Genomic DNA, 22,108 nt, shown 5'->3' on the forward strand with positions numbered 1-22,108 from the left:
CCCGTGCCGCGTGAGCTACGCCGAGACCACACCGAAGTCGAGTTTCACCAGCTGGTCGGCGCAGCCGAAGTAGCGATCGTCGTGGGTGATCACGATGACCGTCTTCGCGCGGCGCTTCAGGTCACCGAGGATCTCGTGATAGAAAACGTCGCGGAAGCGCGGCTCCTGATCGGCGGCCCATTCGTCGAAGACGTAGATCTGGCGATCTTCGAGCAGGGCGGTCAGCAATGCCAGGCGCTTGCGCTGCCCCTGCGACAGATCCACCGTCGACAGACGACCGTCCTGCACCGTCACCTTGTGCGCGATCTGCAATTGCTCGAGGTACCGCTGGACCTCGGCATCGATCCCGGGACGGTCGAAGCCCAGGTAGTCTTCGAACAAGTGGAAATCGGTGAACACCGCCGACGAGTTCTGCCGGTACCACTCGATGTTGTGGTGGTCGATTCGCTCCCCGTTGAGCGACAACGACCCCGTGCGCGGCACATACAGACCCGTGATCAGCTTGGCCAGCGTCGACTTCCCGCTGCCGTTGCCGCCGACGATGAACGTGATCTGCCCCGGTTCGAAGACCAGGTCGATCGGACCCAGCCGGAACCCGGAGTCCGCGGACTCGTCGAGCCCGGGCGGCGGGCCCAGCGGCACCGGTCGCACATCGGTCGCGCCGTGATCGACCCAGTTCTTGCCGTTCACATCCGGCTGTGCCGGACCGGGATGCGCGCCGGGATGGTGCCCGCCCGGACGGAGATGCCCGGTGCGCGGTGGCATACCGGGGCGCGGCCGGGGGACGCCGTGCCCCGGAGGGCCATCCGGATGCGGGCCGGGGGGCGGGGGCACCAGCGAGGGCGCCTCCGATCGATACACGTAACTCACGTCGGTCAGTTCCAGCTTGGCCTCCCCCGCCGCCGGACGACCCGTGTACGGCAGCAGTTCCTCGTCGTGCAGGGTCTCCATCGACAGGTTCATCGCCCGGATCTTGGCCAGTGCCACGTCACCGCGCAGCAGATCGGGGATGCGGTGCATGAAGTTCTGCATCGGCATCGCCAAGAACGTGGTGACCAGCACATAGCCGACCATGGTCTCGCGCGGCAGATCCAGCGCCACCGCGATGACGAACAGGATCAGCGCCATCGTCGTCAACTGCAGCGCCTGGCCGAAACCCTGCGCGTAGGAGAACTTCGAACCCGCGTCGGTGTTCTGATCCCGCAGCGTGCCCGCAGAACCGAGCAGGTGCCGGTCCATGAAATCCTGCCGACGGCCCCGGTGCAGTTTCAGTTCCTTGATGCCCAGGGTGACGGCCTGGAACGAACGCAGCAACGCGTCCTCGTTCTCGCGGGCCTCGCGGTAGATCCCGCGCACCCGTTTGAGCACCATCTCGACACACGCGATGCCGATCAGGGTGCCCGCCACCGTCACCGCGAAGATCGGTCCCGACACGATGAACAGGAAAACGAAGCAGCCGATGATGGTCGCCACGTCGACGCAGATCGACGGGATGGCGGTCACCGCCTGTGACAGCGAGCGCACGTCCTCGGTGAGCGTCGCCATCAGGCGGTGCATGCCGAGCCGCTCGAGGTGTTCCAGCGGCGCGGAGACGATTCCGGAGCTCAGGTCACTGCGCAGCCGGTAGATGGCCTCCTGTGAGAGCCGGACCAGCAGCACCTGCGAGAGCACACCGCTGACCAGGATCACCACTCCGGTGAGTCCGAACCGGAGCAGCAGATGATCGGGCTGCGGGCGGGGTGAGACGGCCGCGTTGATCAGCGTCACCAGGTAGGTGTTGGCCACGCCGCAGATCAGGCCCGCGGCGACCACGGCCGCGATCCTGGCCGGTGACAGCGCGGCGAGAAAACGGAGCAATTGCATGACTTGCGCTCTCAGCTGCGGATGACATCGAAGACGATGCCCTCGAGGGTGACACCGGGCGCGAACGAGAACGCCACCCCGGTGGAGATCGGCGCCGCCGACCGCGTGTCGCGGATCATCCGCTCCAACACGAAGATCAGCGACACACTGAGCATGTTGCCGTGCTCGGCGAGCACGTCCCAGCTCGGCGCGGCAGCCTCTGGCGGGATGCCGAGCGAACGCGCCGACTCCTCGATGATGCGGGGGCCACCGGGGTGGATCGCCCACAGATCGACGGCGGCCTTGTCCAAACCGTTGCGCGCCAGCACTTGCGAGACCACCGGGTCGACACCCTGGTAGATGTAGTCGGGCAGGCTGGTCGCCAGTTCGCAGGTGATGGCGGTGTCCTTCACACCGAGCACGATGCCGTCCTCGGCGTCGTCGAACAGGTGGCTGAAGCTGTCGCGGATCACGACGCTGCCCGCGGCGAGCGGCTGGTGCACCTGGTTGGCGCCGATCACCACCGCGCCGCAGCCGTCACCGAAGAGGCTGTGGGTGATCACGTCGTTGACGTCGTCGTCGAAAACAGCGTTCACCGAACTCACTTCGATGCACAGCACCATCGACTTCTTGTCCGGGTGTGCCCGCACGTAGTCGACGGCGGTGCGGATACCGTTCATCGCGGCGGCGCAGCCCATGAAGTTGACGATCATCCGGTTCACCGTCGGCGACAGGGCGAGCTGCTTGACCACCGCGACGTCGACGCCGGGGGCGATGAATCCGGTACTTGTCACAAAGATCAGCTGCCCGATCTCCTCGGCCGGATCGGCCAGATTCTCGACCGCCCGACGCGCGACATCCACGGCCAGTGGCACCGCGTGCTCGAAGAACAGGTTCATCCGCTCTCGGATGGTGGCGGGCTTGCGGCTGAATTCGAGGAACTCCGGTTCGAGCGGGTCGATCGCGAGGTGGCGGGTGTCGATCCTGGTCTTCTGATAGATCCGCGGAATGCGCTGGCGCTGTGCGGGATCGGCGAACAGGTCGGCGACGCGAGCGGCGTTGGCGCGCTGGTCGACCACGCGCCGCGGTGAGCCCGTGGCGACCGCTTCGATCACACCGACGGTGGTCGGCGGCGTCGGTGGTAGCAGATCATGCCCGTGCTCGACGTCGGCCGTCCGGAGCACGCCGTGGGGGCGGCGCATACCTTCATCAATGGAAAAAGACACGGAGACAATCCCTTTCGAAACAGACTAGATGTGACAGCGGACCGGGTCAGACGGTGCCGATGCCGGTGAAGCCCTGAGCGGTGTAGACGACGCAGGTCTTCAGCGCCGAGGGCGCACAGTGTTCGCGTACGAAGCCCCACCGGTTGGCCACGGCCTCGTTCGAGGGCGCGAGCAGGTAGGTCCGGCACAGCTTCGGGAAGCGATCACCGAAGAAGCTCTTGGCAGGCAGCCACTGCACCCCGAACTTCGCGGCTTCCTCACGCACCACGTTCTCGGTGGCGATATTGGCGAAACCACTGCGCTGGAACGGAAGTACGTGGTGCACACGGTGCGAGCTCAGCCCCGCCGAGAGGAAGCAGTCGACGTACTTGTTGCCGACCACAGTCAGGTCGTAGGCCTGCTCGAGCTGGTTGACCGCCCAGTCCTCGGTGTCGCCGTGCGGCAGGTCATCGGTCGGGATCTCGAAGTCGTGGCTGGCCACCACCATGAAGGTGCTGATCCACAACGTGATCACGAATTGCAGCGCCCAGGCCCAGAAGTCGCCCGCGATCGTGAAGACGACGAACTCGGCCACCAGCAGGAACCGGACCCCGAACGAGCCGATGAAGTGCGGCAGCGCGCCCCGCCAGGTGCCGTACATGTCTTTGATGCCGACCTTGCGGGTGAGGCGGCAGACATCGAGCAGGCGAATGATCATGCCGGTCAGCAGGTGGCCGAATTTGTGCACCGTGTGCACCGGCACCCGATACAGGCGCGGCACCTGCATCATCATCGTGAAGACGTTCTTCTTGATGTCGACTTCACTCTGGGTGTGCGGGTGGTGTAGCAGGGCATGGCCGTCGGCGGTGACGAAAGACAGTGCGACATAGTTCATGTCGAACGCGTTGACCGCGTACTTGTTGAGTCCCTTTTGCGCGCGGTGGATCGCGTAGTGACCGAAGCCGGCCAGCGAACTGCGGAGCAGGACCATCGCGATCACGAAGACCGGTAGCGGCATCCAGCTGGTGTCGTAGAGGCGCAGGCCCTGCACCGCGAAGTAGGCGACGATCAGGACGCCGACGACGATGTCGAAGATCCGGTCCATCCGCTTCAGGCGGGCCGCGAGGTCGGGTTCCTTCAGCCGCGCCTTCACCGCGTGCAGGAGGTCGTTCTTGTCGTCGAAGGTGTACTTCGGGGTGTCGTCCCAGCTGTTGAAATCCTCTTTGAACAAGAAGTCGGGCGCGTTGTTCTTCGGGTGAATGTCTTCGGGAACGGCGTTTCGACCGAGGCTGTAGCGCTCGATCATGCGCGCGATCTTCTCCGGGTCACGGTGGTAGGAACCGATGATCGAGGTGATGTCGCGGTTCTTCGTGCGGCCGATGAAGAATTCGCCGCCGGGATGCTTGGAGATCCAGTCGCTCAGGTCGTAGGCTCTGCCGTTGTAGACCCAGACGTTGTTGACGGGTGGCCGACCTCCCGGGCCCGGTGGCGGCGGGAGCTCCCGTTCCGCCTCATCGGGTCGATCATCGATCGTCATTGGTTCTTCCTCCGTGTCCGATCGGCGTCGATGCGTGTTGCCTGCCGACCAGTGTCCCGACACGAATAGTCCTTGTGGCGCCTTGCATCTCGCTGAACAATCTCTTGTTGGATGCACACCCGGACGGCACACGGCCCGGGCCGCGGACGGCACGGTCAGTGCCGGACACGCGGTCCCGGACCGGTGTGGGTGCGAACTGCTCGGATCAGCCCGCGGGCTTGACGATGTTGACTGGCTCGGCCCAGTTGGACAGGCTGACGGTGACCTCGCCCTGGTCCTTCTTCACCACGGCGCGAACGAGATTCGGGCCGTCCCCGGTGGAAGCGGCCTCCGAGGGCTTGGCCGAATCAGAGGCGGGCGGGGCGACGTCCTGGATCCACAGGGTGATCGGCATGGTGCCGGCGTTCTCGCCGATGCGCGGCACGATCGGGTCGATCACGGCGCCGTCGATGGTGCCGGTGATCCTGACGGTCGCGATGCCGTCGATGGTCTCGCGGGCCTCGGCTTTCGGGTTCGCCACGTTGGCGATGACATTCGCGATGCCGAGTTCCTTGTCCAGGATGACACCCGGATCGTAGATCTTCTCCGCCGGGCCTGCGGGCACGTAGCGGCCGCCGGTCTGGGTGTAGAGAACTTTGTCCACCACCAGGAATTTCGCCTCGGTGAACGGATCGTCCGGGGTGAGCTTGACCTTCGCCTCGCCCATCGCCGCTCCCGAGCCCTGGGTCTCGTTGGTGACATCGGCCGATACGGTTTCCACCGGCAGATCGGGCAGGTTGTCCACGTCGATCTTCAGGTGCACGGTGCGCAGGGTCTGAGTGGTCTTGGCCGATTCCGCCACGATCCGCGCGCCGTCGGGCAGCTCAGTCGGCGGCGGCGCCGCGGTGGTGGTCGAATCGTCGGACGAGCAGCCGGTTACGAGGGCCGCGCCCAGCGCCGCCGCCGCGAAGACCGCGGTGATGCCGCGGCGCCGTGCGAAGCGGCGCCGGGGAGCGGGGTGCGGAGTGTTGTCGATCAAGGTTCATCCCCTGGAGATGGTCGTCTATCGATTGGTCGAGGCAGCCGTAGCTGCCACGTGCCTGCGACATACCATGCAGACCATCAGACATCTCGTGCTCCCCCGACGGCGATAATACCCGAGGATCTCGATCTGCGAACTATCTGCGCGCACTCTCGATTTCGGACATCGTTCGCGATCTTCGCAGACCGCTCACCTCACCTCGGCACACTGCGCGACTGCTCGCCGATCGTTGTGTGTGTCTTCCACGCAGCACCCGCTGGATGAAAGACCGAAGTACTCCGCCCGGCAGTCAGTTCTTGCGGCCGACGCCGCCGACGATGCAGTTGCGCACCGCGTTGAGGGGGGTGAGGTGGGGTCCGTCGGGCCACCAGTCGTCGCAGCGGACCAAGCCGGGGGTGACCATCTCGAGGTTACCGAACATGGCTTCGATTTCGGCGCGGGTGCGGAAGCGGCCGCTGCCCATGGGGCTGTGGATGAACTTCTCTTCCATTTTGCGGGCGAGGTCGCTGTATTCGGGGGTTTGGGGGTCATGGAAGTGTGCGATGGCCACGAAGGAGCCCGCGGGCAGGGCGTCGATGTAGGTCTGCATCAGGGCGGGGCCGTCGTCGCCGAGATAGTGGTGCAGGGTGCCGATGTGGAACAGGGCGAGGGGGCGGGTGAAGTCGAGCTCCTTGCGGACCGTGGTGTTTCCGAGCACTTCGAGTGGGCGGAAGATGTCGGCTTCGGCGATGTGGGTGCGGCTGTTGCTGGCCAGCAGGGCTTGGCCGTGCACGAGGACCGACGGGTCGTTGTCGACGTAGACCACGCGTGACTGTGGGTTGACCCGCTGGACGACCTGGTGGGTGTTCTCCGCGGTGGGCAGGCCCGACCCGAGATCGAGGAACTGGTCGATGCCCGCTTTGGCCAGGAATCGGCACGTGCGGATCAGGAAATCGCGGTTGGCCCAGGCCAAATCGTTGACCTGGGGCGCGACGGTGCGGACCTGAGCCAGGACCTCGCGGTCGACCTCGTAGTTGTCCTTGCCGTTGAGCGCGGCATCGTAGACACGCGCGATGCTCGCGCGTGTGGTGTCCACCCCGACTGGTACAGCGCTGGGGTAGGCGGCGGAAGATTGCGACATCGGGCGCCTCCGGGCCTCGAACCGACTGTTCGAACCAGCGTAGAGCATCGGTTCCGTTGGCACAGAACCAATCCCGCCGCCCGCACCCGACGCTGTCAGCCCTCGATGGGCCAGCGATCGTCGAGCCATTCCTCGAAGGTCGGACCGGCGATGATCGCGTTCGGGCCCGCCAACAGGGCGCCTTCGGCGAGGAGCAGATGGTCCGGATCGGTGATGTCGTCGACCTCGCGCACCCGGGCGGGTCCGCCGCGCCGGGCCACCAGCTGTGCCACCGCGTCCACGAGCCACCACTGCTGTGGTCCCGCGATCTCGACGAGGTCGGGGCCGCCGGCGAGGGCCACCTCGGCGACCTGCTCCGCGGCCGTGCGGGCGGAGACCAGCTGCGCGCGATAGCGCGGGATCTCGGCCAGATCGTCCTGGGTCGTCCACTCGAGCATCATCTCGGCGAACTCGTGGAACTGCGCGGCTCGCACGATGTGCACTGGCACCGGACCCTCTCGGTAGGCCCGTTCCTGCACGAGCTTGCCCGCGTAGTGTCCCGCGGTGAACCCGTCGATGCCGATGATCGACACCACCACGACCCGCCGGACCCCCGCCGCGTGGGCTGCCGCTGCGACCGTGCGGGCGACGGCGCCGAAGAACTCGGTGACCGCCGTCGTCTCCGTGGTGGCGGCGTTCACCGCGTCCACCACCACATCCACCCCGGTCAGCGCCGCCGCAAGCCCTTTCCCCGAGTGGACGTCGATTCCGGCCGACCGCGTGATCTCCACGATCTCCTCGCCCCGGTGCTTCAGGATGTCGACCACTTCCCGACCGATCCGGCCACTGGCCCCGACGACTGCGATTCGCATCTGCCTTGCTCCTTCTTCGGTGTGTTGTCATCGGGTCGACGGAGCAGCCGCGCGATGTGTGACATCGGATCAGGTCTGCCGTGCGGGGGACGCGGCGGTGGCCGGCCGGCCGATCCGGTGTTCCGGGGGCGGTTCGAGCGGGAGGCCGAGCTGGCGGGGCGGCTCGATCATCCGAACATCGTGGCGATTCACGATCGGGGCAGTGAGGACGGCCGGCTGTGGATCGCGATGCAGCATGTCGCGGGCAGCGACGCCGAGGCGGCGGTGCGCGAGGGCCCGGTACCGCCGGAGCGGGCGCTGCACATCGCGCGGTCGACGGCGGAGGCGCTGGATTACGCGCATGCGGCCGGGCTGCTGCATCGTGATGTGAAACCGGCCAACATCCTGCTGCGCGACGGTGCGCCCGGGGTGCGCGTCCAGCAGGTGCTGCTCACCGATTTCGGGATCGCGAAGGCGATCGACGAGGGCACCGCGCTCACCCAGACCGGGTCACTGGTCGCGACGCTGCGCTACGCGGCGCCCGAGCAACTCGACGGCAGGCAGGCGGGCCCCCGCTCGGATCAGTACGCGCTGGCGTGCACGCTGTTCCACCTACTTGCCGGACGCCCGCCCTACACCGCGACCACGGTGCGCTGGTCGGCGCGCACCTGATGCAGCCCGTCCCCTGGATCAGTGAGCTCGCGCCGGGGTTGTCGGTCGCGGTGGACACGGCTTTCGAGCGAGCGCTGGCCAAGAATCCCGACCATCGCTACGCCCATTGCGCCGAGATGGTCACGGCAATCGCCCATGCCGTGACCACGGGCGCTGCCCCGACACAGCCGAGCGCCGACCCGCGCGCCCCACTCGGGCACGGAACCGCTCCACCGCACAGCCATGCGCTCGATATCGGCGGCCGGTCAGCGCACGGTGGCGCTCGCCGCGGCCGAACCGCCTGGATCGCGGCAGCCGTGGTCGGCGTGGCGGCGGTGCTCGCGGTCGTGGCGACCGTGGTGCTCACCAACCGGAACGAGCCGGGGACGGGGCACGCGCCGGGCACGACGACGGCCGCGCCGACCACCACCGCCGACGCGTGGGCGGCGGCCAGGCCCACCATCGCGATGTTCCCCGATCTGCTTCCGGCCGGTCCGGACAGTGCGGGCTACCGGGACCTGCGGTGCAGTTTCGCGACGAAGAATCCGGATGCGATGTGGGACACCGGATTCAGCTGCACCGACCGGGAGAACCTCGAACTGCAGGTGCTCTCGCATCCCGACACCGAAACCGTCGGGCAATTCGTGGCGACCCTGCCCGCCGACACGAGCCAGCAGGTGCGCTCGCGCTACGGCAGGCCACTGACCGTGCGCAGCTTCCAGGGCACCACCGGGCCGTGGCTGCTGGTCCAGTTCGACGCCGCACCACATTCGACCGTGCTGCTCCAGGTGTACTGGAAGGGCCACACCCATCAGGAGATGATCGACGAATGGTTGACCAGCGCACCCCTGTGACCGCGCGCCTCGCCCTGGTCGCCCTCACCGCGTTGCTGGCCGGCTGCGGCGCCGTCGACGGCGCCGCGACGGCGGGTGAAATCGACGTGCGCGCCCTCGACGTGGGCGGCTACACCACCGCACCGGCCGAGATCGAGGTCGGCCGCAAGCCCACCGACGGGCCGATCCTGGAGGGCCTGCGGATGGCGGGCGCGGTGGTGTTCCCGCATGAGGTGGATGAGTCGCTCACCGACAGCTGGGGTACCGATGTCCTGGACACCCCGCGCCGGACCGCCGATGCCTCGGCGATCTCGAATGTCAATCTGGAGACGCTGGAACGGCACGGCATGATCGTCGGCTTCGACATCGCCGAGGGGAACCGGGCGTTCGACTCGGCGACCCCGACGATCGAGACGGACGCGCGGGTCACCCGCGTGGTTCTGTTGCGCTTCCCTGGCGACGAGGCCGCCGAGGCAGCCGCCCGTGATCTCGAGGCGACCGACTTCGCGGTCAGCCCGGACAACCAGGCGGTGCCGATTCCCGGATACCCTGCCGCACACGCGCATTGGCGCCCCGGCATCAAGACGATCGGCGCGACCTTCGCGCACGGCGAGATCGCGGTGAGCCTGTTCCTGCAGCATCCGACGCCCGATGTCGACGCCCTCGCCCAGCGCGTCGCCGACGTGCTCGACGCCCAAATCCCACTGCTCGACGCGTTCACCCCCACCGCGCCCGACCAGATCGCCGAGCTACCCCGCGATCCGGATGACATGCTGCGCCGCGCCCTGATTCCCGGGCCGGCCAATCAGCAGATCGCCATCTCCTCCCGCGAATTCGCGTCGTGGAGCGGGCGGGCGACGCTGCACTACCGGCCGAACGAGCCTGCCGAGCTGAGCGCGGCCTGGGACAACGGCGAAGTCGACAGCGTCGCCCATTCCTACAGCACCACGCTGTTCCGCTTCCGTGACCCGGACGCGGCGACCCGGTTCGGCGACACCTGGCACGACACCCTCAGCGCGTCCGCGCATCCGGTCCCGGTGCCCGAGGGCGTGCCGGGCGCGCACTGCGCCGAACGTCGCGCGGGGACCGCACCGGCGTTGACCCGGTGCTATGTGAGCTATCGCGGTTACGGCGCGTTCGTCAGCGGGCCCGAGCCCACCAGCGTTCGCCGGCAGGCCGCGGCGCAGTGCGCGCTGCTGGCGAACGCGCAGTAGCTCGCAGTAGCTCAGAGCTGGGCTTCGATCGCCCGCACGACCTCGTCGGCGTCCGGGGTGGTGCGCGGGCGGAACCGGCCGGCGACCGTGCCGTCGCGACCGATCAGGAACTTCTCGAAATTCCACTGGATGTCGCCCGCCGCCCCCTCGGTGTCGGCGGTCTCGACCAGCGCCGTGTAGAGCGGGTGGCGGTCGTCGCCGTTGACATCGGCCTTGGCCAGCAGTGGGAAGTCGACGCCGTAGGTGACCGCGCAGAACTCCTGGATCTCCTCGGCGCTGCCGGGCTCCTGGCCCATGAACTGGTTGCAGGGGAAGCCGATCACGGTGAACCCCCGCTCGCCGTAGGCCTTCTGCAGCTCGACCAGGCCGCCGTACTGCGGGGTCAGCCCGCATTTGGAGGCCACGTTGACCAGCAGCACCGCCCGTTCGCCCGCCAGCTCACCCAGCGTGGTCGGCTCACCGCCCAGGGTTTCCACCGCGATGTCTCGAATGTTCGCACTCACCACTGCACCACCAGATCTCGTCGTCCGCATCGGTCGAGCGCCACCGTACCGGAGCGCGCGCACCGCGCCCAGTGCAGCAGAATGACCCGCCCACTGGAACACGTTCTTGTTTTGTCGGCGGTGAGGCGGCACCATTTCGGTACACACCCGAGCACCGGAGGCCTGCTGTGACCGAACCCCAACCCCGCATCGACACCGTCCGGCCGCTGCGCGCGAGCAGCGTGGCACGGTGGGACCTCGAAGCCGACGTCGTGGTCGCCGGATACGGGATCGCCGGGGTGTGCGCGGCGATCGAGGCGGCGCGGGCCGGAGCGCGCGTGCAGATCCTGGAACGCACCGGCGGCTGGGGCGGCGCAGCCGCGCTGGCGGGTGGATTCGTGTATCTGGGCGGCGGTACCGGGCTGCAGAAGGCGCTGGGCTTCGACGACACCCCGGAGAACATGGCCACCTTCCTCACCGCGGCGCTGGGCCCCGGCGTCGACGAGGCCAAAATCGCCGACTACTGCGCGAACAGCGTCGAGCACTACGACTGGCTGGTCGAGTGCGGGGTGCCGTTCAAGGAGTCGTTCTGGGGCGAGCCCGGCTGGGAGCCGCCGCACGACGAGGGCCTGATGTACTCCGGCGGCGAGAACTCCGCGCCGTTCCTCGACCTCGCGAAACCGGCGCCGCGCGGGCATGTGCCGCAGCTGGCGGACAAGAAGATCGGCGAGCGCAGCGGCGGGTACATGCTGATGAAGCCGCTGGCCGACACCGTCGCCGAGCTCGGGATCGCCGTCGAGTACGACACCCGCATCCGACGGCTGATCGTCGATGAGGACGATCGCGTGGTCGGCGTGCTCGCGACCACCTACGGCAAACCGGTCGCGGTGCGGGCCAGCCGCGGTGTCGTACTGGCCACCGGCAGCTTCGCCTACGACACCGAGATGATCGACCGCTACACGCCCAAGTTGAGCGGGCGGCCCGGCGCGGCCATCGAGGAGCACGACGGCATCGGCATCCGGCTCGCGCAGGCGCTCGGCGCGGAGCTGGCGCACATGGACGCCAGCGAGGTCGCCATCTTCGGCGATCCGCAGATGATGGCGCGCGGCATCCTGGTCAACGGACGCGGTCAGCGCTACATCACCGAGGACACCTATCCCGGCCGGATCGGGCAGGCGACGCTGCTGCAGCAGGACAACCAGGCCTTCCTCGTCATCGACGAGAAGTCGCTCGAGGAAGCCCTCGCCACCGTGAGCGCCACGCCGTTCTTCCGATTCCAGCCCACCTGGGTCGCCGAGACGGTCGCCGAACTCGAAGCCGAGATGGGCCTGCCCGAGCAGACCCTGCAGACCACGATCGCCACCTACAACCGGCATGCCGAGAACGGCAGCGACCCGCTGTTGGGCAAGAAGCCCGAGTGGGTGCGCCCGATCTCGGGGTCGCTGGCCGGGTTCGACCTGCGCGGGTTCACCGCCGGATTCACCCTGGGCGGCTTGCGCACCGATCTGGACTCACGGGTGCTGCACGTGAGTGGCGAACCGATTCCCGGACTGTTCGCGGCGGGTCGGTGCACGTCGGGGCTGTGCGCGGGCGGCTATGTCAGCGGGGCCTCACTCGGTGACGGGAGTTTCTACGGTCGCCGCGCGGGCAAGGCCGCCGCGGCCGCCGCAACGGACTGAGCCACGCGGCGCCCACCGACTGCCCAGTGTCAGTACTCTGCTTGCAGCGCCGCTGCCGACCACGAGTTCGGCTGCGCTCACGGGCTTTTCACCTTCGCGAGCGGGCGTGTCCGAGTTGGCTACGACAGATGCAGTGCAGGATCGGAGTTAAACAGTGCAAGCAGGTGGGACGTCCGCGGATTACGTGATCGTCGGCTCCGGATCCGCGGGGGCGGTGCTCGCGAATCGGCTCAGCGCCGACGCGGGAACCACGGTCGTAGTGTTGGAGGCCGGACCGGCCGACGACGACAAGTTCGCCCATATTCCGGCGGCATTCTCGAAACTGTTCCGCACCGAGCGCGACTGGGACTACCGCACCGAGCCGCAGCCCGCACTCGGTGACCGGCAGATCTACTGGCCGCGCGGCAAGACCTTCGGCGGCTCCTCATCGATGAACGCGATGATGTGGGTGCGCGGATTCCGCGCCGACTACGAGGAGTGGGGCCTGCTGGCCGGGGAGAAGTGGAACTTCGCCGCGGCCGTCGAGCAGTACCGCAAGATCGAGAACGTGCAGGACGCGCAGTTCCCCGACGAGGGCTCCAAGGGGCCGCTGCACGTGCAGCGCCAGCGCAGCCCGCGCGCGTCCACTCACGCGTTCCTCGAGGCCGCGCGGCAGGCGGGCCACGAGCTCGAGGCGCCGAATCGTCCCGCGCCCAAGGGCTTCGCCCAGACGATGGTGACCCAGCGCGACGGCAGGCGCTGGAGCACCGCCGATGCCTACCTGCGTCCGGCGATGAAGCGCGCCAATCTCACCGTGCACGCCGAATCGCTGGCGACCCGTGTGCTGTTCGAGGGCACCCGGGCCACCGGGGTGGAGTACACCCAGGGCGGACAGACCCACACCGTCACCGCCGATCGCGAGGTCATCCTGTGCGGCGGCGCGGTGAACAGCCCGCAACTGCTGCAGCTCTCGGGGATCGGCGACCGTGAGGCGCTGGCCGAACACGACATCGAGCTCGTCGCGCACTCCCCCGAGGTCGGCGAGAATCTGCAGGATCACCTGATCGCGGCGCTGGGCTACGGCGTCGAGTCGGACTCGCTGTACACGGCGGAGAAGCTGCTCGAGCTGGTCAACTACCTGGTCCGGCACCGCGGCATGCTCACCTCCAATGTCGGTGAGGCCTACGGGTTCGTGCGCAGTGAGCCCGAGCTCGAGCACCCCGATCTGGAGCTGATCTACGCGCCCGCGCCGTTCTATCACGAGGGTCTGGTCGAGGCGACCGAGCACGGCGTCGTCCTCGGTGCCATCCTGCTGCGCCCACGCAGCCGCGGCAAGATCGGTCTGGCCTCGGCCGATCCGACCGCCAAGCCGGTGATCGATCCGCGATATCTCTCCGACACCGACGGCGCCGACCGCGCGGCCCTGGAAGCCGGGCTGCGCGTGTGCGCCGGTTTCGCCGGGCAGCCCGCGCTCAAGGCCACCCTCGGCCCGCTGATCTACCCGCCGCAGGCGCCCGAGGATCTCGAGGGCACCATCGCGCTGACCATCGAGAAGTTCTCGCACACCCTCTACCACCCCGTCGGCACCTGCCGGATGGGCACCGACGCCGCCAGCGTCGTCACCCCCGAGCTGAAGGTGCGCGGCGTCGAGGGCCTGCGGGTCGCCGACGCCTCGGTCATGCCGTTGATCATCCGCGGCCACACCAACGCCCCCGCCATCTTCATCGGCGAACAGGCCGCGGACTTCATCCTCGCCGAGTCCTGACCTGAACCCGGTGGCGCGCCTGTTCACGGCGCGCCACCGCACCGCAGCGGCCCGCGTCGACCGACCGAATGGCAGTCGATGCACGTGCGCGGTCGACGCATGCCGACACGGCATGCGAAGACGAACCCCCGCGAGCGGACTCGGGTCAGACCGCGGGGACCCGGGCGAACCCCAACGGTGGCGTCGGGAGTGGGCCCGAGCGCAGGTCGTGGCGGAAATCCGGCAGCAGCGGCAGCATGTCGACATTGCGCGCGGCGTAGCAGCGCACCATCGGCAGCGCCCGCGACACCTCGGCCCGTTCGACCGGTTCGGCGTCGAGGAAGGCCAGCGTGTCGAGGCCGAGGCCGAGCGTGTCGGCCAGCCGCACGATCGAGGCCGACTTGCGGCCCCACCCCACCTCGACCGCCGAGAACATCTCGTAGAGGCCGTGCCGGTAGAGCGTGCGCAGCGTCCGCGCACGATCACCGCGCGCCGCGACAGCGTGCAGCACGCCGCGCTCGCTCAGTTTCCGTAGCGTGCGCAGTGCCTGTGGGCGCACCGCGGTGCTGGTCCCGTCATGGACCACACCATCCCACAGGGTTTCGTCCAGTTCCCAGACCAGACAACGGACGGCAGGTCGCATGGTGCCCCTATCGGTTCGTTCCGGCGCGGAGAACTCTACAACCCCCGATAGCTGTGGACCAGACTTGTGACCGGTCACCAAGCGCACTCGAAGGCATGGGCCCCCTACCCAGAAGCTGACGTTCCATTCCAGTTTTCTGTTCTCTTGGCTAGGGTGAAGTCGCTGGGCAGCAGGGGGTAGAGCCGAAACAGGGCGAAGGGAACACAGATGTCCGTTCACAATCCACCCCGACAATCGCTGACCGTCTCCGGCAAGCCGATGTCGTCGCCGCTGAAGGACGTCCGCGCGCTCTCGCGCCAGATGGTGGGCCATTTCGTCGCCAATGTCGCCCCCTGCGGCACGCTGCCGGGTGACGCCATCACCGGTGACGTCACCACGATCACCCGGATCTGCCTCGAATTCGCCGTCAGCATGCTCGATGGCCGCGACATCCCGATCAAGCTGCAGCGGCTGCAGGACGCGGCCAGTGGCTGGGCCCGCGAGGGCGTCCCGATCGACACGATCCACCACTCGATCGCCGAGGGCTTCAAGATGGGCCTCGACCTGGTGGTGGCGAACGCGTCGGGCAAGGACTTCGACAACCTGGTCGACGGCGTGAAGGTGGTGATGGAACTGCTCGACACCATCACCGCGCAGGTCTCGCTGGCCTACGTGCGGGAACTGCGCGGCGTGGTCAGCGAGCACCACACCGCGGTGCACACCCTCACCTCCGCGCTGCTGGGCGGACACAGCACCTCGACCATGGCCCGCGAATGCGGCATCGCGATCGCCGAGAACTACGCAGTGCTCGCGCTGGCCATCCCCCCACATCGCGAGGAGGCCAACCCCGCGCTCGACACCAAGGTCGTCGCCCGGCGCAAGCTGCGCCGGGTGCAGGCCGAGCTGGCCAAGCGCTGCGGGGACACGGCGCTGTCGCTGCTCAGCGTCGACGGCGGCACCGTGCTGATCCCGGCCGACGCCTTCGATCGCGAGGGTCTGGCCGCGCTGGTCGCGCAGCTTTCCCAGGCCGCGCAGGTCGGCATCACCGCGGCACTGGTCGAGACGAGCACCACCGGTGTCCCCGACGCCGCCGACCAGGCCCACGAACTGCTCGACATGGTGCAGCGCCTCGAGGTCACCTCGGGGCTGTACCGCTTCGACGAGCTCGCGCTCGAGTACCAGCTGACCCGTCCCGGTCCCGGCCGCGAATTCCTCGGCTCGCTGCTCGACCCGCTGGATCAGTACCCCGAGTTGCTCGAGACCCTGCAACGTCATATCGCCAACAACCTCAATCGCCAGCGGACCGCGCGAGTTCTGCACGTGCACACCAATACTGTCGACTACCGGCTCAAGCGGATCGGGCAGCTCACCGGCTTCGATCCCACCCAGCCCTCGGGGCTGTGGTACCTGCGTTCGGCACTGGTCGCGCGCAGCTACCGTTCCACCGGTTCCTGATTTTCGCGATACCGAACCGCCACTCGGAGATTTCATTGTCGACGTACCTTCCTGTGCGATTCGATAGTTCGTCGCCCTTCACGGAGCGGGAAGAATGGCCTTCCGAGACCGCACCGAACATAAGTCCCGGAAATACCGAGAATTCGATTCTGTAAGGTGTTCTGGGCAGGTCACCACCCGTCGCCGAAAAGCGCCATGACACCGCACAGGAATTTCTCGGCGACTCGATCCACCCCTCGAACAATCAGCGGACATTGATGTTCGCCAGGATGAACACCCGGTCAGCGAGGGGGGTTCCCGCGCAATACTCTGGAACACTGACACTTCACAGCATCTGGGGGCTACGCTCGTGACGGTCGCCAACGACGGCGAAGAATGCACGAAGGACAAGACCACCGATGAGCGTGACGCGCGAAAAACTGGACCAGCTGCGAGGCATCCTGGAACTGGCCGAGGAACCGGCAGGCGAGGTCGGCATCGCGAAACGTAAATCGAAGGAGATCCCCAGTGCCCGCGAGCGGGTCAGGGCACTTCTCGACCCGGGCAGTTTTGTCGAGATGGGCAAATTGGTGCGCCAGCCGGGCCGTGCGGACGCCATGTACGGCGATGGTGTCGTCACCGGTCGCGGCGAGATCGACGGCAGGCCGGTGGTGGTGATCGCGCACGACCAGACCGTCTTCGGCGGCTCGGTCGGCGAGATGTTCGGCCGCAAGGTCGCCGCGGCACTGGACTTCGCCTTGGCCACGCTGTGCCCCGTCGTGGCGATCAACGATTCCGGCGGCGCCCGAATCCAGGACGCGGTCACCTCGCTGGCCTGGTACGCGATGATGAGCCGCCGCCAGGAACAGCTCTCCGGACTGGTCCCGCAGGTGTCGATCATGCTCGGCAAGTGCGCGGCCGGCTCGGTGTACGCCCCGGTCAACACCGATGTGCTCATCGCGACCGAGCAGTCCTACATGTTCGTCACCGGGCCCGAGGTGATCAAGGAGGTCACCGGCGAGGTGGTGACCATGGAGGAACTCGGTGGCGCCCGAGTCCAGGCCGACAACGGCACCATCCACCATGTCGCCGCCGACGAGGCCGCCGCCTTCGCCTGGGCGCGCGCCTACCTGAGCTTCATGCCGTCGAGCTGCAACGAGCAGCCGCCGATCGTCAACCCCGGGCTCGAGCCGGAGATCACCGACGCCGACCGCGAGCTCGACACGATCATCCCCGACACCGACCGCACCGGCTACGACATGTACGACATCGTGCTGCGGCTGTTCGACGACGGCGAGTTCCACGAGATGAGCGCCGCGACCGCACCCAATCTGATCACCGGCTTCGCCAGGGTCGACGGCCGCCCGGTCGGTGTGGTGGCCAATCAGCCGATGGTGCTCGGCGGTGCGCTCGACGCCAAATGCTCGGACAAGGCAACCCATTTCATCCGGATCTGCGACGCGTTCCGGATTCCGTTGGTCTTCCTCGTCGACACCCCCGGCGTGCTGCCCGGCGTCGACGAGGAACGCAATGGCGTGATCAAACGCGGTGGGCGCTTCTTCCGCGCGGTGATCGAGGCGACCGTGCCGATGGTGACCGTGGTGGTGCGCAAGGCCTATGGCGGCGGCTACGCGGTGATGGGCTGCAAGCAGCTCGGCGCCGATCTGAGCCTGGCCTGGCCGACCGCGCGGATCGCGGTGATGGGTGCCGAGAGCGCGGTCGGCATCGTCGGCAGGCGACAGCTCGACCAGGTGCCCGCCGCCGACCGAACCGCGGCGCGCCAGTACATGATCGACCAGTACAACGCGACCGTGGCCACCCCGTGGATCGCGGCCGAGCGCGGCTACATCGACGCGGTGATCGAACCGGCGCGCACCCGCCTCGAGATCCGCCACGCCCTGCGCCTGCTGCGCGAGAAGGAAGCGGTCGTCCGCCCCAACCCGCGCAAGCACGCACTGTTCCCGGTGTAGCGGCTCAGCACTCGCTGCGAGCCGCGACGCCCTGGAGCCGCTCGTCGAGCCACAGCATCGCCTCCGGATACCCGGTGACGGCACCGACGATGTGTTCGCCGAACACGCCGCGGTACACCGCGTTCGCGCCGAGCGCGCACTGCTCGGCGTAGAGGTTGCGCGCGCCCTCGGCGGGGATCCACCACTCCTGTTCGCCGTTGTAGATGTAGAGCGGGGTCGCCGAGCGCATGCCCGACATCCGGGTGATCTCGTAGATCTGGGTGGCCAGTTCCGAGTGCAGCGGATCGGCGATGTTGGCGCCCACGTCGATCGGCAGGTGCAGCACGCCGGGCACCGCGAACACGCTCACGCACTGGTCCTTCATCGGCGAGGTCGCCACCCAGCGCGCGAGATTGTTCATCGCGGCGAGGATCTCGGGGCGTTCGCGGCCGATCGCGAAGGTGGCCGCCATGAAGATGCCGGAGGCGAGATTGCCGTTCATGCTGCGGGCGAGGATCTCGAAGTCGGCGGGCACCCCGCCCAGTGCCGCGCCGACGATGACCTCGGCCAATTCCGGCGCGTAGGAATCGATCAGCTTGGCCGCACCGTGGGTGGCGATGGCGCCACCGGAATAGCCGGTCATCACGACGCGGCTCGTGCCATGGGCCCCGGGGTCACTCCCCCGGACCGCCCGGATCGCATCGAGCACCGCGTGCCCGGCGACATACGGTTCGGCGTAGGCCATCCACGGCCCCTGGTGATCGGGCACGATCACCGCGTAGCCGCGCAGCACGGCCAACTGGGTGGTGGGCGGGAGGAACTCGGTCATGCTCGACTGGGTCGAGAGGCCGTGCGTCAGTGTGTAACCCGGCGTGCACTTGCGGCCGAGCGCGTCGATCGGCAGGTTGTTGACCAGGATGGGCCGATCGCCCGGCCCGGTCCAGTCGGTGGCGGGCACGATCAGCGTGGCGGTCGCGAAGGACGGTCGGCCGTGCGCGTCGGCGGTGCGGTACTTGAGCAGGGTCGCCGAGCGGATCGGGACCAGCGTCAGCAAGCCCGCGACGCCGGTGATGTCACGGGTCTCGATCAGCTCCCCCGGTGCCAGCGAGGCCAGCCCCTCGGGCCAGTGATCGAAGATCGGATCGCCCACGGGCGAGGGCAGTACCGCCGCGCGCAGCGCGGCGAGTTCGGCGGCCGGATCTCCCGCCTCGGCGTCGGCGGGCTGGATCGGTGACGGCAGCACCTGGTCGATCCAGCGTTGGAGATCGGGCAGGAAACCGGGCACACCCGGGAGTTCCGGTGGTGGCGACGGATCGGCCGCGGCATTGCCCACGGCGAACGAACAGAGCAGCAGCAACGAACAGACGAGCACACGCACAGATCTCATGACACACACGCCTTCGGGTGGATTCATCGGTGACGTGCGGCGATGCGGTGCTTCGAATCCCGCCGAACCTCCCCCAGTGCGCCGTCGCCATCAGTGCAATCACGGTACGCCCGGCCGAGCGCGTGAACCCGGCGTCGTTCTCGACTCGTGCGCGCAATGCCGCTCTATCGCAACAACAATCGGCCCGGATCCGCATCGGGGGTGCGGATCCGGGCCGATCGAAACCGGGACTCAGCAGGTGCTGGGCGCCGGTTCCCCCTGCAGCCGCGCGTCCAGCCATCTCAGCGCGGACGGCAATCCGAGCACGGCCGCGGTCAGGTGGTCCGGGGTGGGCGTCGACTCGCTGACCACCGGGGTACCCGCCGCGCACCAGCGCTGCGTGGTGGCGGTGATCGCGTCGACCGGGATGAGTCCGTCGATGGGCGAATGCCATTCGAACACCGGCATGGTCGGTGTGCCGGAGTAGAGCTCGAGGCTGTTCTCCTCCACGACACCCCGCGCCTGCGGGTCATCGATCATGGAGGTCGTCGCCGCGAAGTCGAGAATGCCGCGTCCGGCACCGGCGCCGAGGATCTCGTTGGTGCACGCGTCGGCGATCGACGCGCGGGCGGCCAGGCCGCTGGCGTTCATCTGCTCGCTGATCGGAAACCGTTCGGGATATTCACGTTCGAGGCCGATCGCAGCGGCCAGCGCCAGCCCGAAGACCGGGTGCGAACCGAAGCCGAGACCCTCCAGCATCGACACCAGGTTCATCGGCACCCCGCCCATGGCGGCACCGGCGAGCTCGAGCTCGGGTGCGTAGTCCGGTTGCAGCGCCGCCGCCCACGCGGTGGCCATGCCGCCGCCGGAGTAGCCCGCCATCGCGACTCTGCTGTGGCGCACCCGAAGTTGCTCGACCTGACGCACGGCCCGGATTCCGTCGAGGGTGACCTGCCCACCCAATTTCGCGGCGCCGTAAGCGAAGTCGGGGCCGAGGTGATCGGGCAGCACCATCGTCCACCCGCGACGCAGCGCGATGTTCCAGGCGACGCCCTCGCGCACCATCAGGTTCGGATCGTCGGTGTAGAGCACCTTGGAGACCGCGCAGCGCACGCCGAGGCCGTTGATGATGTGCTGATAGGACAGCACCGGGGCGTCGGCGGGCTGGTTGACGGGTTGCAGCACCGTCGTCGTCGCGGCGATCGGCTCACCCGCGGAGTTCGTCGACCGGAACTGGATCAGCGTGACCGTGGTGTCGGGGAACATCGCCAGCGGCGGCATGGCCCGCACGCCGAGCACGTCGCCGGGCTCGGTGCCGGACAGGTCCTCGGGCTGGGTGTAGAACGGATCGGGGTCGGCGCTCGGATACAGCGGGGCGCCGTGGCCCACGGCGGGAACCAGCATCAGCACTGCCGCGACGAAACAGATCAGCACACTGCGGAACATGCGGCCCTCCTCCCGTGTCGCTGTACTCAGCAGCGATACTTGCCGGTAGCGTGGCTCGCCGGTACCCCTTTCGGACGACATCGGCGGAGCTCACAACACTCGCTCGGAGCCCTTGTGACCGGAGGCAAGCCACCTGCCGCACTCCTGTGGGAGCAGCACCGTCGCGATACCGAGCCGACTGTGAGATCTCCAGGCGAAAACCAGAACATGTTCTGCTCGATGGCGCGAGTCCTACCGTCTAGTAGGAAGGCGCTCACCAGTGCCGGGGCGAAAGGAGCACACGCCATGATTCCCCTCGACGAGAACATCGCCGCCACCTCCGACCGCATCGACCCGGCCGAGATACCCACCCGCCGCATCACCGTCTACTTCGACGGCCCCACCCCACAGGACGCGCTCGTCCTCGAATACGCCGCCACCCAGGCCGAGGCCTGGGAGTTCACCTCGGCCGCCGTGCACTCGGGTCTGCTGGTGACCGTGGACGGCCGCGTCGGCCCAGGTCTGCGCCGATTGCCCTGCCGATCACTGTGGCACTGAATCCACCGCCACCGACACCGCCCGGCTCGCCGCACTAGGCTGGCCGGGCGGCCTCGTCAGGGGCCGCGGCACCGGAAGAGTGAAGGGGCGTTCGTGACACGGTGGCAGTACCGGCCAGCACTCGCCGTGCTCGTGGTGGCCGCGCTCGCCGGGTGCGGCGCGGCCGTCGACGACCAGACCGTCCTCGTGACCACCACCCCCGCACCGACCAGCACCGCCAACCCGGTGCCGGCCACCATCTCGCCGCCGACGACCACCGTCGACCCGTACGCGGGCCTGCCCCTCATCGACACCGTCCAGTGGACCGAGAACATCGACGGTCGGCGACTGCTGGTCTATCCCACCGTCGCGGGCCGCAAGACCGCCGCCCCCGGCACCGATGAACGCGCCTGGCAGGAAGTGCTGGCTCTCGACGCCACCGCCGACGCGCCGGGCATGCGCGACCAATTCATCTGCCACTGGGTCTGGGCGAGGATGGTCGCGCCCGACAAACCGAGCTGGAATCTCGAACCGTGGCGCCCCGATGTCGGCTACCAGGCCACGGTGTCGGCCAACTGCAATCCCGGCGGACCGGAACGCTGACTCCCCCGCCGAGCCGCTCGAAAGGAGCCCTTCCC

General features: G+C 68.1%; 19 protein-coding genes. 9 read left to right on the forward strand and 10 right to left on the reverse strand.

The window, feature by feature from the left end; genetic code table 11:
- Positions 1–15: 15 nt before the first annotated feature.
- The 6 genes from BOX37_RS16820 to BOX37_RS16845 all read right to left on the reverse strand — a co-directional run bounded on the left by BOX37_RS16820 (position 16) and on the right by BOX37_RS16845 (position 7,576).
- A complete protein-coding gene (locus BOX37_RS16820) occupies positions 16–1,863 on the reverse strand; it encodes an ATP-binding cassette domain-containing protein (RefSeq protein ID WP_071928482.1) in 1,848 nt (615 codons plus the stop codon).
- Between the two features lie 11 nt (positions 1,864–1,874).
- The gene (locus BOX37_RS16825) at positions 1,875–3,044 is read right to left on the reverse strand and encodes a type III polyketide synthase (RefSeq protein WP_071928483.1); all 1,170 of its coding nucleotides are present in this window, start codon (positions 3,042–3,044) and stop codon (positions 1,875–1,877) included.
- A 70-nt stretch (positions 3,045–3,114) separates the two neighbouring features.
- The gene (locus BOX37_RS16830; RefSeq protein ID WP_071928484.1) at positions 3,115–4,584 is read right to left on the reverse strand and encodes a fatty acid desaturase; all 1,470 of its coding nucleotides are present in this window, start codon (positions 4,582–4,584) and stop codon (positions 3,115–3,117) included.
- 205 nt (positions 4,585–4,789) lie between these two features.
- The gene (locus BOX37_RS16835) at positions 4,790–5,602 is read right to left on the reverse strand and encodes an LppX_LprAFG lipoprotein (RefSeq protein ID WP_071928485.1); all 813 of its coding nucleotides are present in this window, start codon (positions 5,600–5,602) and stop codon (positions 4,790–4,792) included.
- Between the two features lie 292 nt (positions 5,603–5,894).
- The gene (locus BOX37_RS16840) at positions 5,895–6,725 is read right to left on the reverse strand and encodes an SAM-dependent methyltransferase (RefSeq protein ID WP_071928486.1); all 831 of its coding nucleotides are present in this window, start codon (positions 6,723–6,725) and stop codon (positions 5,895–5,897) included.
- Between the two features lie 95 nt (positions 6,726–6,820).
- On the reverse strand, positions 6,821–7,576 hold the full coding sequence (locus BOX37_RS16845; RefSeq protein ID WP_071928487.1) for an NAD(P)H-binding protein: 756 nt from the start codon (positions 7,574–7,576) through the stop codon (positions 6,821–6,823).
- Positions 7,577–7,630: 54 nt separating this feature from the next.
- On the opposite strand from BOX37_RS16845, the gene BOX37_RS35355 reads away from it, so the two are divergent.
- Genes BOX37_RS35355 through BOX37_RS16860 form a run of 3 tightly spaced genes read left to right on the forward strand, consistent with a single transcriptional unit; the run spans position 7,631 to position 10,253 of the window.
- Positions 7,631–8,227, forward strand: a complete 597-nt coding sequence (locus tag BOX37_RS35355; RefSeq protein WP_071928488.1) for a serine/threonine-protein kinase — start codon at positions 7,631–7,633, stop codon at positions 8,225–8,227.
- Entirely contained in the window at positions 8,227–9,060 is an 834-nt protein-coding gene (locus BOX37_RS35360; RefSeq protein ID WP_071928489.1) for a serine/threonine-protein kinase, read from the forward strand. The genes BOX37_RS35355 and BOX37_RS35360 overlap by 1 nt, the downstream gene beginning before the upstream one ends.
- Entirely contained in the window at positions 9,036–10,253 is a 1,218-nt protein-coding gene (locus BOX37_RS16860) for a DUF7373 family lipoprotein (RefSeq protein WP_156910434.1), read from the forward strand. Before BOX37_RS35360 ends, BOX37_RS16860 begins: the two co-directional genes overlap by 25 nt.
- A gap of 11 nt (positions 10,254–10,264) precedes the next feature.
- On the opposite strand, the gene BOX37_RS16865 is transcribed toward BOX37_RS16860, so the two are convergent.
- Positions 10,265–10,786 carry a glutathione peroxidase gene (locus tag BOX37_RS16865; RefSeq protein ID WP_167659954.1) on the reverse strand — a complete coding sequence of 174 codons (522 nt, stop codon included), beginning with the start codon at positions 10,784–10,786 and terminating at the stop codon, positions 10,265–10,267.
- Between the two features lie 137 nt (positions 10,787–10,923).
- On the opposite strand from BOX37_RS16865, the gene BOX37_RS16870 reads away from it, so the two are divergent.
- Positions 10,924–12,414, forward strand: coding sequence for an FAD-dependent oxidoreductase (locus tag BOX37_RS16870; RefSeq protein WP_071928491.1), 1,491 nt, complete (start codon positions 10,924–10,926; stop codon positions 12,412–12,414).
- 154 nt (positions 12,415–12,568) lie between these two features.
- Positions 12,569–14,158, forward strand: a complete 1,590-nt coding sequence (locus tag BOX37_RS16875; protein ID WP_071928492.1) for a GMC family oxidoreductase — start codon at positions 12,569–12,571, stop codon at positions 14,156–14,158.
- A gap of 145 nt (positions 14,159–14,303) precedes the next feature.
- On the opposite strand, the gene BOX37_RS16880 is transcribed toward BOX37_RS16875, so the two are convergent.
- The gene (locus BOX37_RS16880; RefSeq protein ID WP_071928493.1) at positions 14,304–14,780 is read right to left on the reverse strand and encodes an HAD-IIIC family phosphatase; all 477 of its coding nucleotides are present in this window, start codon (positions 14,778–14,780) and stop codon (positions 14,304–14,306) included.
- Positions 14,781–14,987: 207 nt separating this feature from the next.
- Here BOX37_RS16880 and BOX37_RS16885 point away from each other — a divergent pair, with 207 nt between their 5' ends.
- Together BOX37_RS16885 and BOX37_RS16890 are read left to right on the forward strand one after the other, a co-directional pair.
- The gene (locus BOX37_RS16885) at positions 14,988–16,214 is read left to right on the forward strand and encodes a PucR family transcriptional regulator (RefSeq protein ID WP_071928494.1); all 1,227 of its coding nucleotides are present in this window, start codon (positions 14,988–14,990) and stop codon (positions 16,212–16,214) included.
- Between the two features lie 398 nt (positions 16,215–16,612).
- Complete coding sequence (locus BOX37_RS16890; RefSeq protein ID WP_071928495.1) at positions 16,613–18,163, forward strand: acyl-CoA carboxylase subunit beta; 1,551 nt, start codon at positions 16,613–16,615, stop codon at positions 18,161–18,163.
- 4 nt (positions 18,164–18,167) lie between these two features.
- Here the strand turns inward: BOX37_RS16890 and BOX37_RS16895 are convergent, their stop codons facing one another.
- Together BOX37_RS16895 and BOX37_RS16900 are read right to left on the reverse strand one after the other, a co-directional pair.
- Positions 18,168–19,529: a lipase family protein gene (locus BOX37_RS16895; RefSeq protein ID WP_071931587.1), complete on the reverse strand. Its 1,362-nt coding sequence runs from the start codon at positions 19,527–19,529 to the stop codon at positions 18,168–18,170.
- A gap of 231 nt (positions 19,530–19,760) precedes the next feature.
- The gene (locus BOX37_RS16900; RefSeq protein ID WP_071928496.1) at positions 19,761–20,954 is read right to left on the reverse strand and encodes a lipase family protein; all 1,194 of its coding nucleotides are present in this window, start codon (positions 20,952–20,954) and stop codon (positions 19,761–19,763) included.
- A 285-nt stretch (positions 20,955–21,239) separates the two neighbouring features.
- Here BOX37_RS16900 and BOX37_RS16905 point away from each other — a divergent pair, with 285 nt between their 5' ends.
- A complete protein-coding gene (locus BOX37_RS16905) occupies positions 21,240–21,491 on the forward strand; it encodes a hypothetical protein (protein WP_071928497.1) in 252 nt (83 codons plus the stop codon).
- 93 nt (positions 21,492–21,584) lie between these two features.
- Positions 21,585–22,073 (forward strand): DUF2599 domain-containing protein, encoded by a 489-nt coding sequence (locus tag BOX37_RS16910; protein ID WP_071928498.1) that lies wholly within the window; start codon positions 21,585–21,587, stop codon positions 22,071–22,073.
- The last annotated feature ends 35 nt before the right edge of the window (positions 22,074–22,108 follow it).

The sequence above is a fragment of the Nocardia mangyaensis genome, assembly GCF_001886715.1.
Lineage (GTDB): Bacteria > Actinomycetota > Actinomycetes > Mycobacteriales > Mycobacteriaceae > Nocardia > Nocardia mangyaensis.

Bases quoted from the DNA above. Each gene is read 5' to 3' on its own strand.
- BOX37_RS16820 (WP_071928482.1), bottom strand. From the start codon at position 1,863: ATGCAATTGCTCCGTTTTCTCGCCGCGCTGTCACCGGCCAGGATCGCG.
- BOX37_RS16825 (WP_071928483.1), bottom strand. From the start codon at position 3,044: ATGCGCCGCCCCCACGGCGTGCTCCGGACGGCCGACGTCGAGCACGGG.
- BOX37_RS16830 (WP_071928484.1), bottom strand. From the start codon at position 4,584: ATGACGATCGATGATCGACCCGATGAGGCGGAACGGGAGCTCCCGCCG.
- BOX37_RS16840 (WP_071928486.1), bottom strand. From the start codon at position 6,725: ATGTCGCAATCTTCCGCCGCCTACCCCAGCGCTGTACCAGTCGGGGTG.
- BOX37_RS16845 (WP_071928487.1), bottom strand. From the start codon at position 7,576: ATGCGAATCGCAGTCGTCGGGGCCAGTGGCCGGATCGGTCGGGAAGTG.
- BOX37_RS35355 (WP_071928488.1), top strand. From the start codon at position 7,631: ATGTGTGACATCGGATCAGGTCTGCCGTGCGGGGGACGCGGCGGTGGC.
- BOX37_RS35360 (WP_071928489.1), top strand. From the start codon at position 8,227: ATGCAGCCCGTCCCCTGGATCAGTGAGCTCGCGCCGGGGTTGTCGGTC.
- BOX37_RS16860 (WP_156910434.1), top strand. From the start codon at position 9,036: ATGGTTGACCAGCGCACCCCTGTGACCGCGCGCCTCGCCCTGGTCGCC.
- BOX37_RS16865 (WP_167659954.1), bottom strand. From the start codon at position 10,786: ATGCGGACGACGAGATCTGGTGGTGCAGTGGTGAGTGCGAACATTCGA.
- BOX37_RS16880 (WP_071928493.1), bottom strand. From the start codon at position 14,780: ATGCGACCTGCCGTCCGTTGTCTGGTCTGGGAACTGGACGAAACCCTG.
- BOX37_RS16885 (WP_071928494.1), top strand. From the start codon at position 14,988: ATGTCCGTTCACAATCCACCCCGACAATCGCTGACCGTCTCCGGCAAG.
- BOX37_RS16890 (WP_071928495.1), top strand. From the start codon at position 16,613: ATGAGCGTGACGCGCGAAAAACTGGACCAGCTGCGAGGCATCCTGGAA.
- BOX37_RS16895 (WP_071931587.1), bottom strand. From the start codon at position 19,529: ATGAGATCTGTGCGTGTGCTCGTCTGTTCGTTGCTGCTGCTCTGTTCG.
- BOX37_RS16900 (WP_071928496.1), bottom strand. From the start codon at position 20,954: ATGTTCCGCAGTGTGCTGATCTGTTTCGTCGCGGCAGTGCTGATGCTG.
- BOX37_RS16905 (WP_071928497.1), top strand. From the start codon at position 21,240: ATGATTCCCCTCGACGAGAACATCGCCGCCACCTCCGACCGCATCGAC.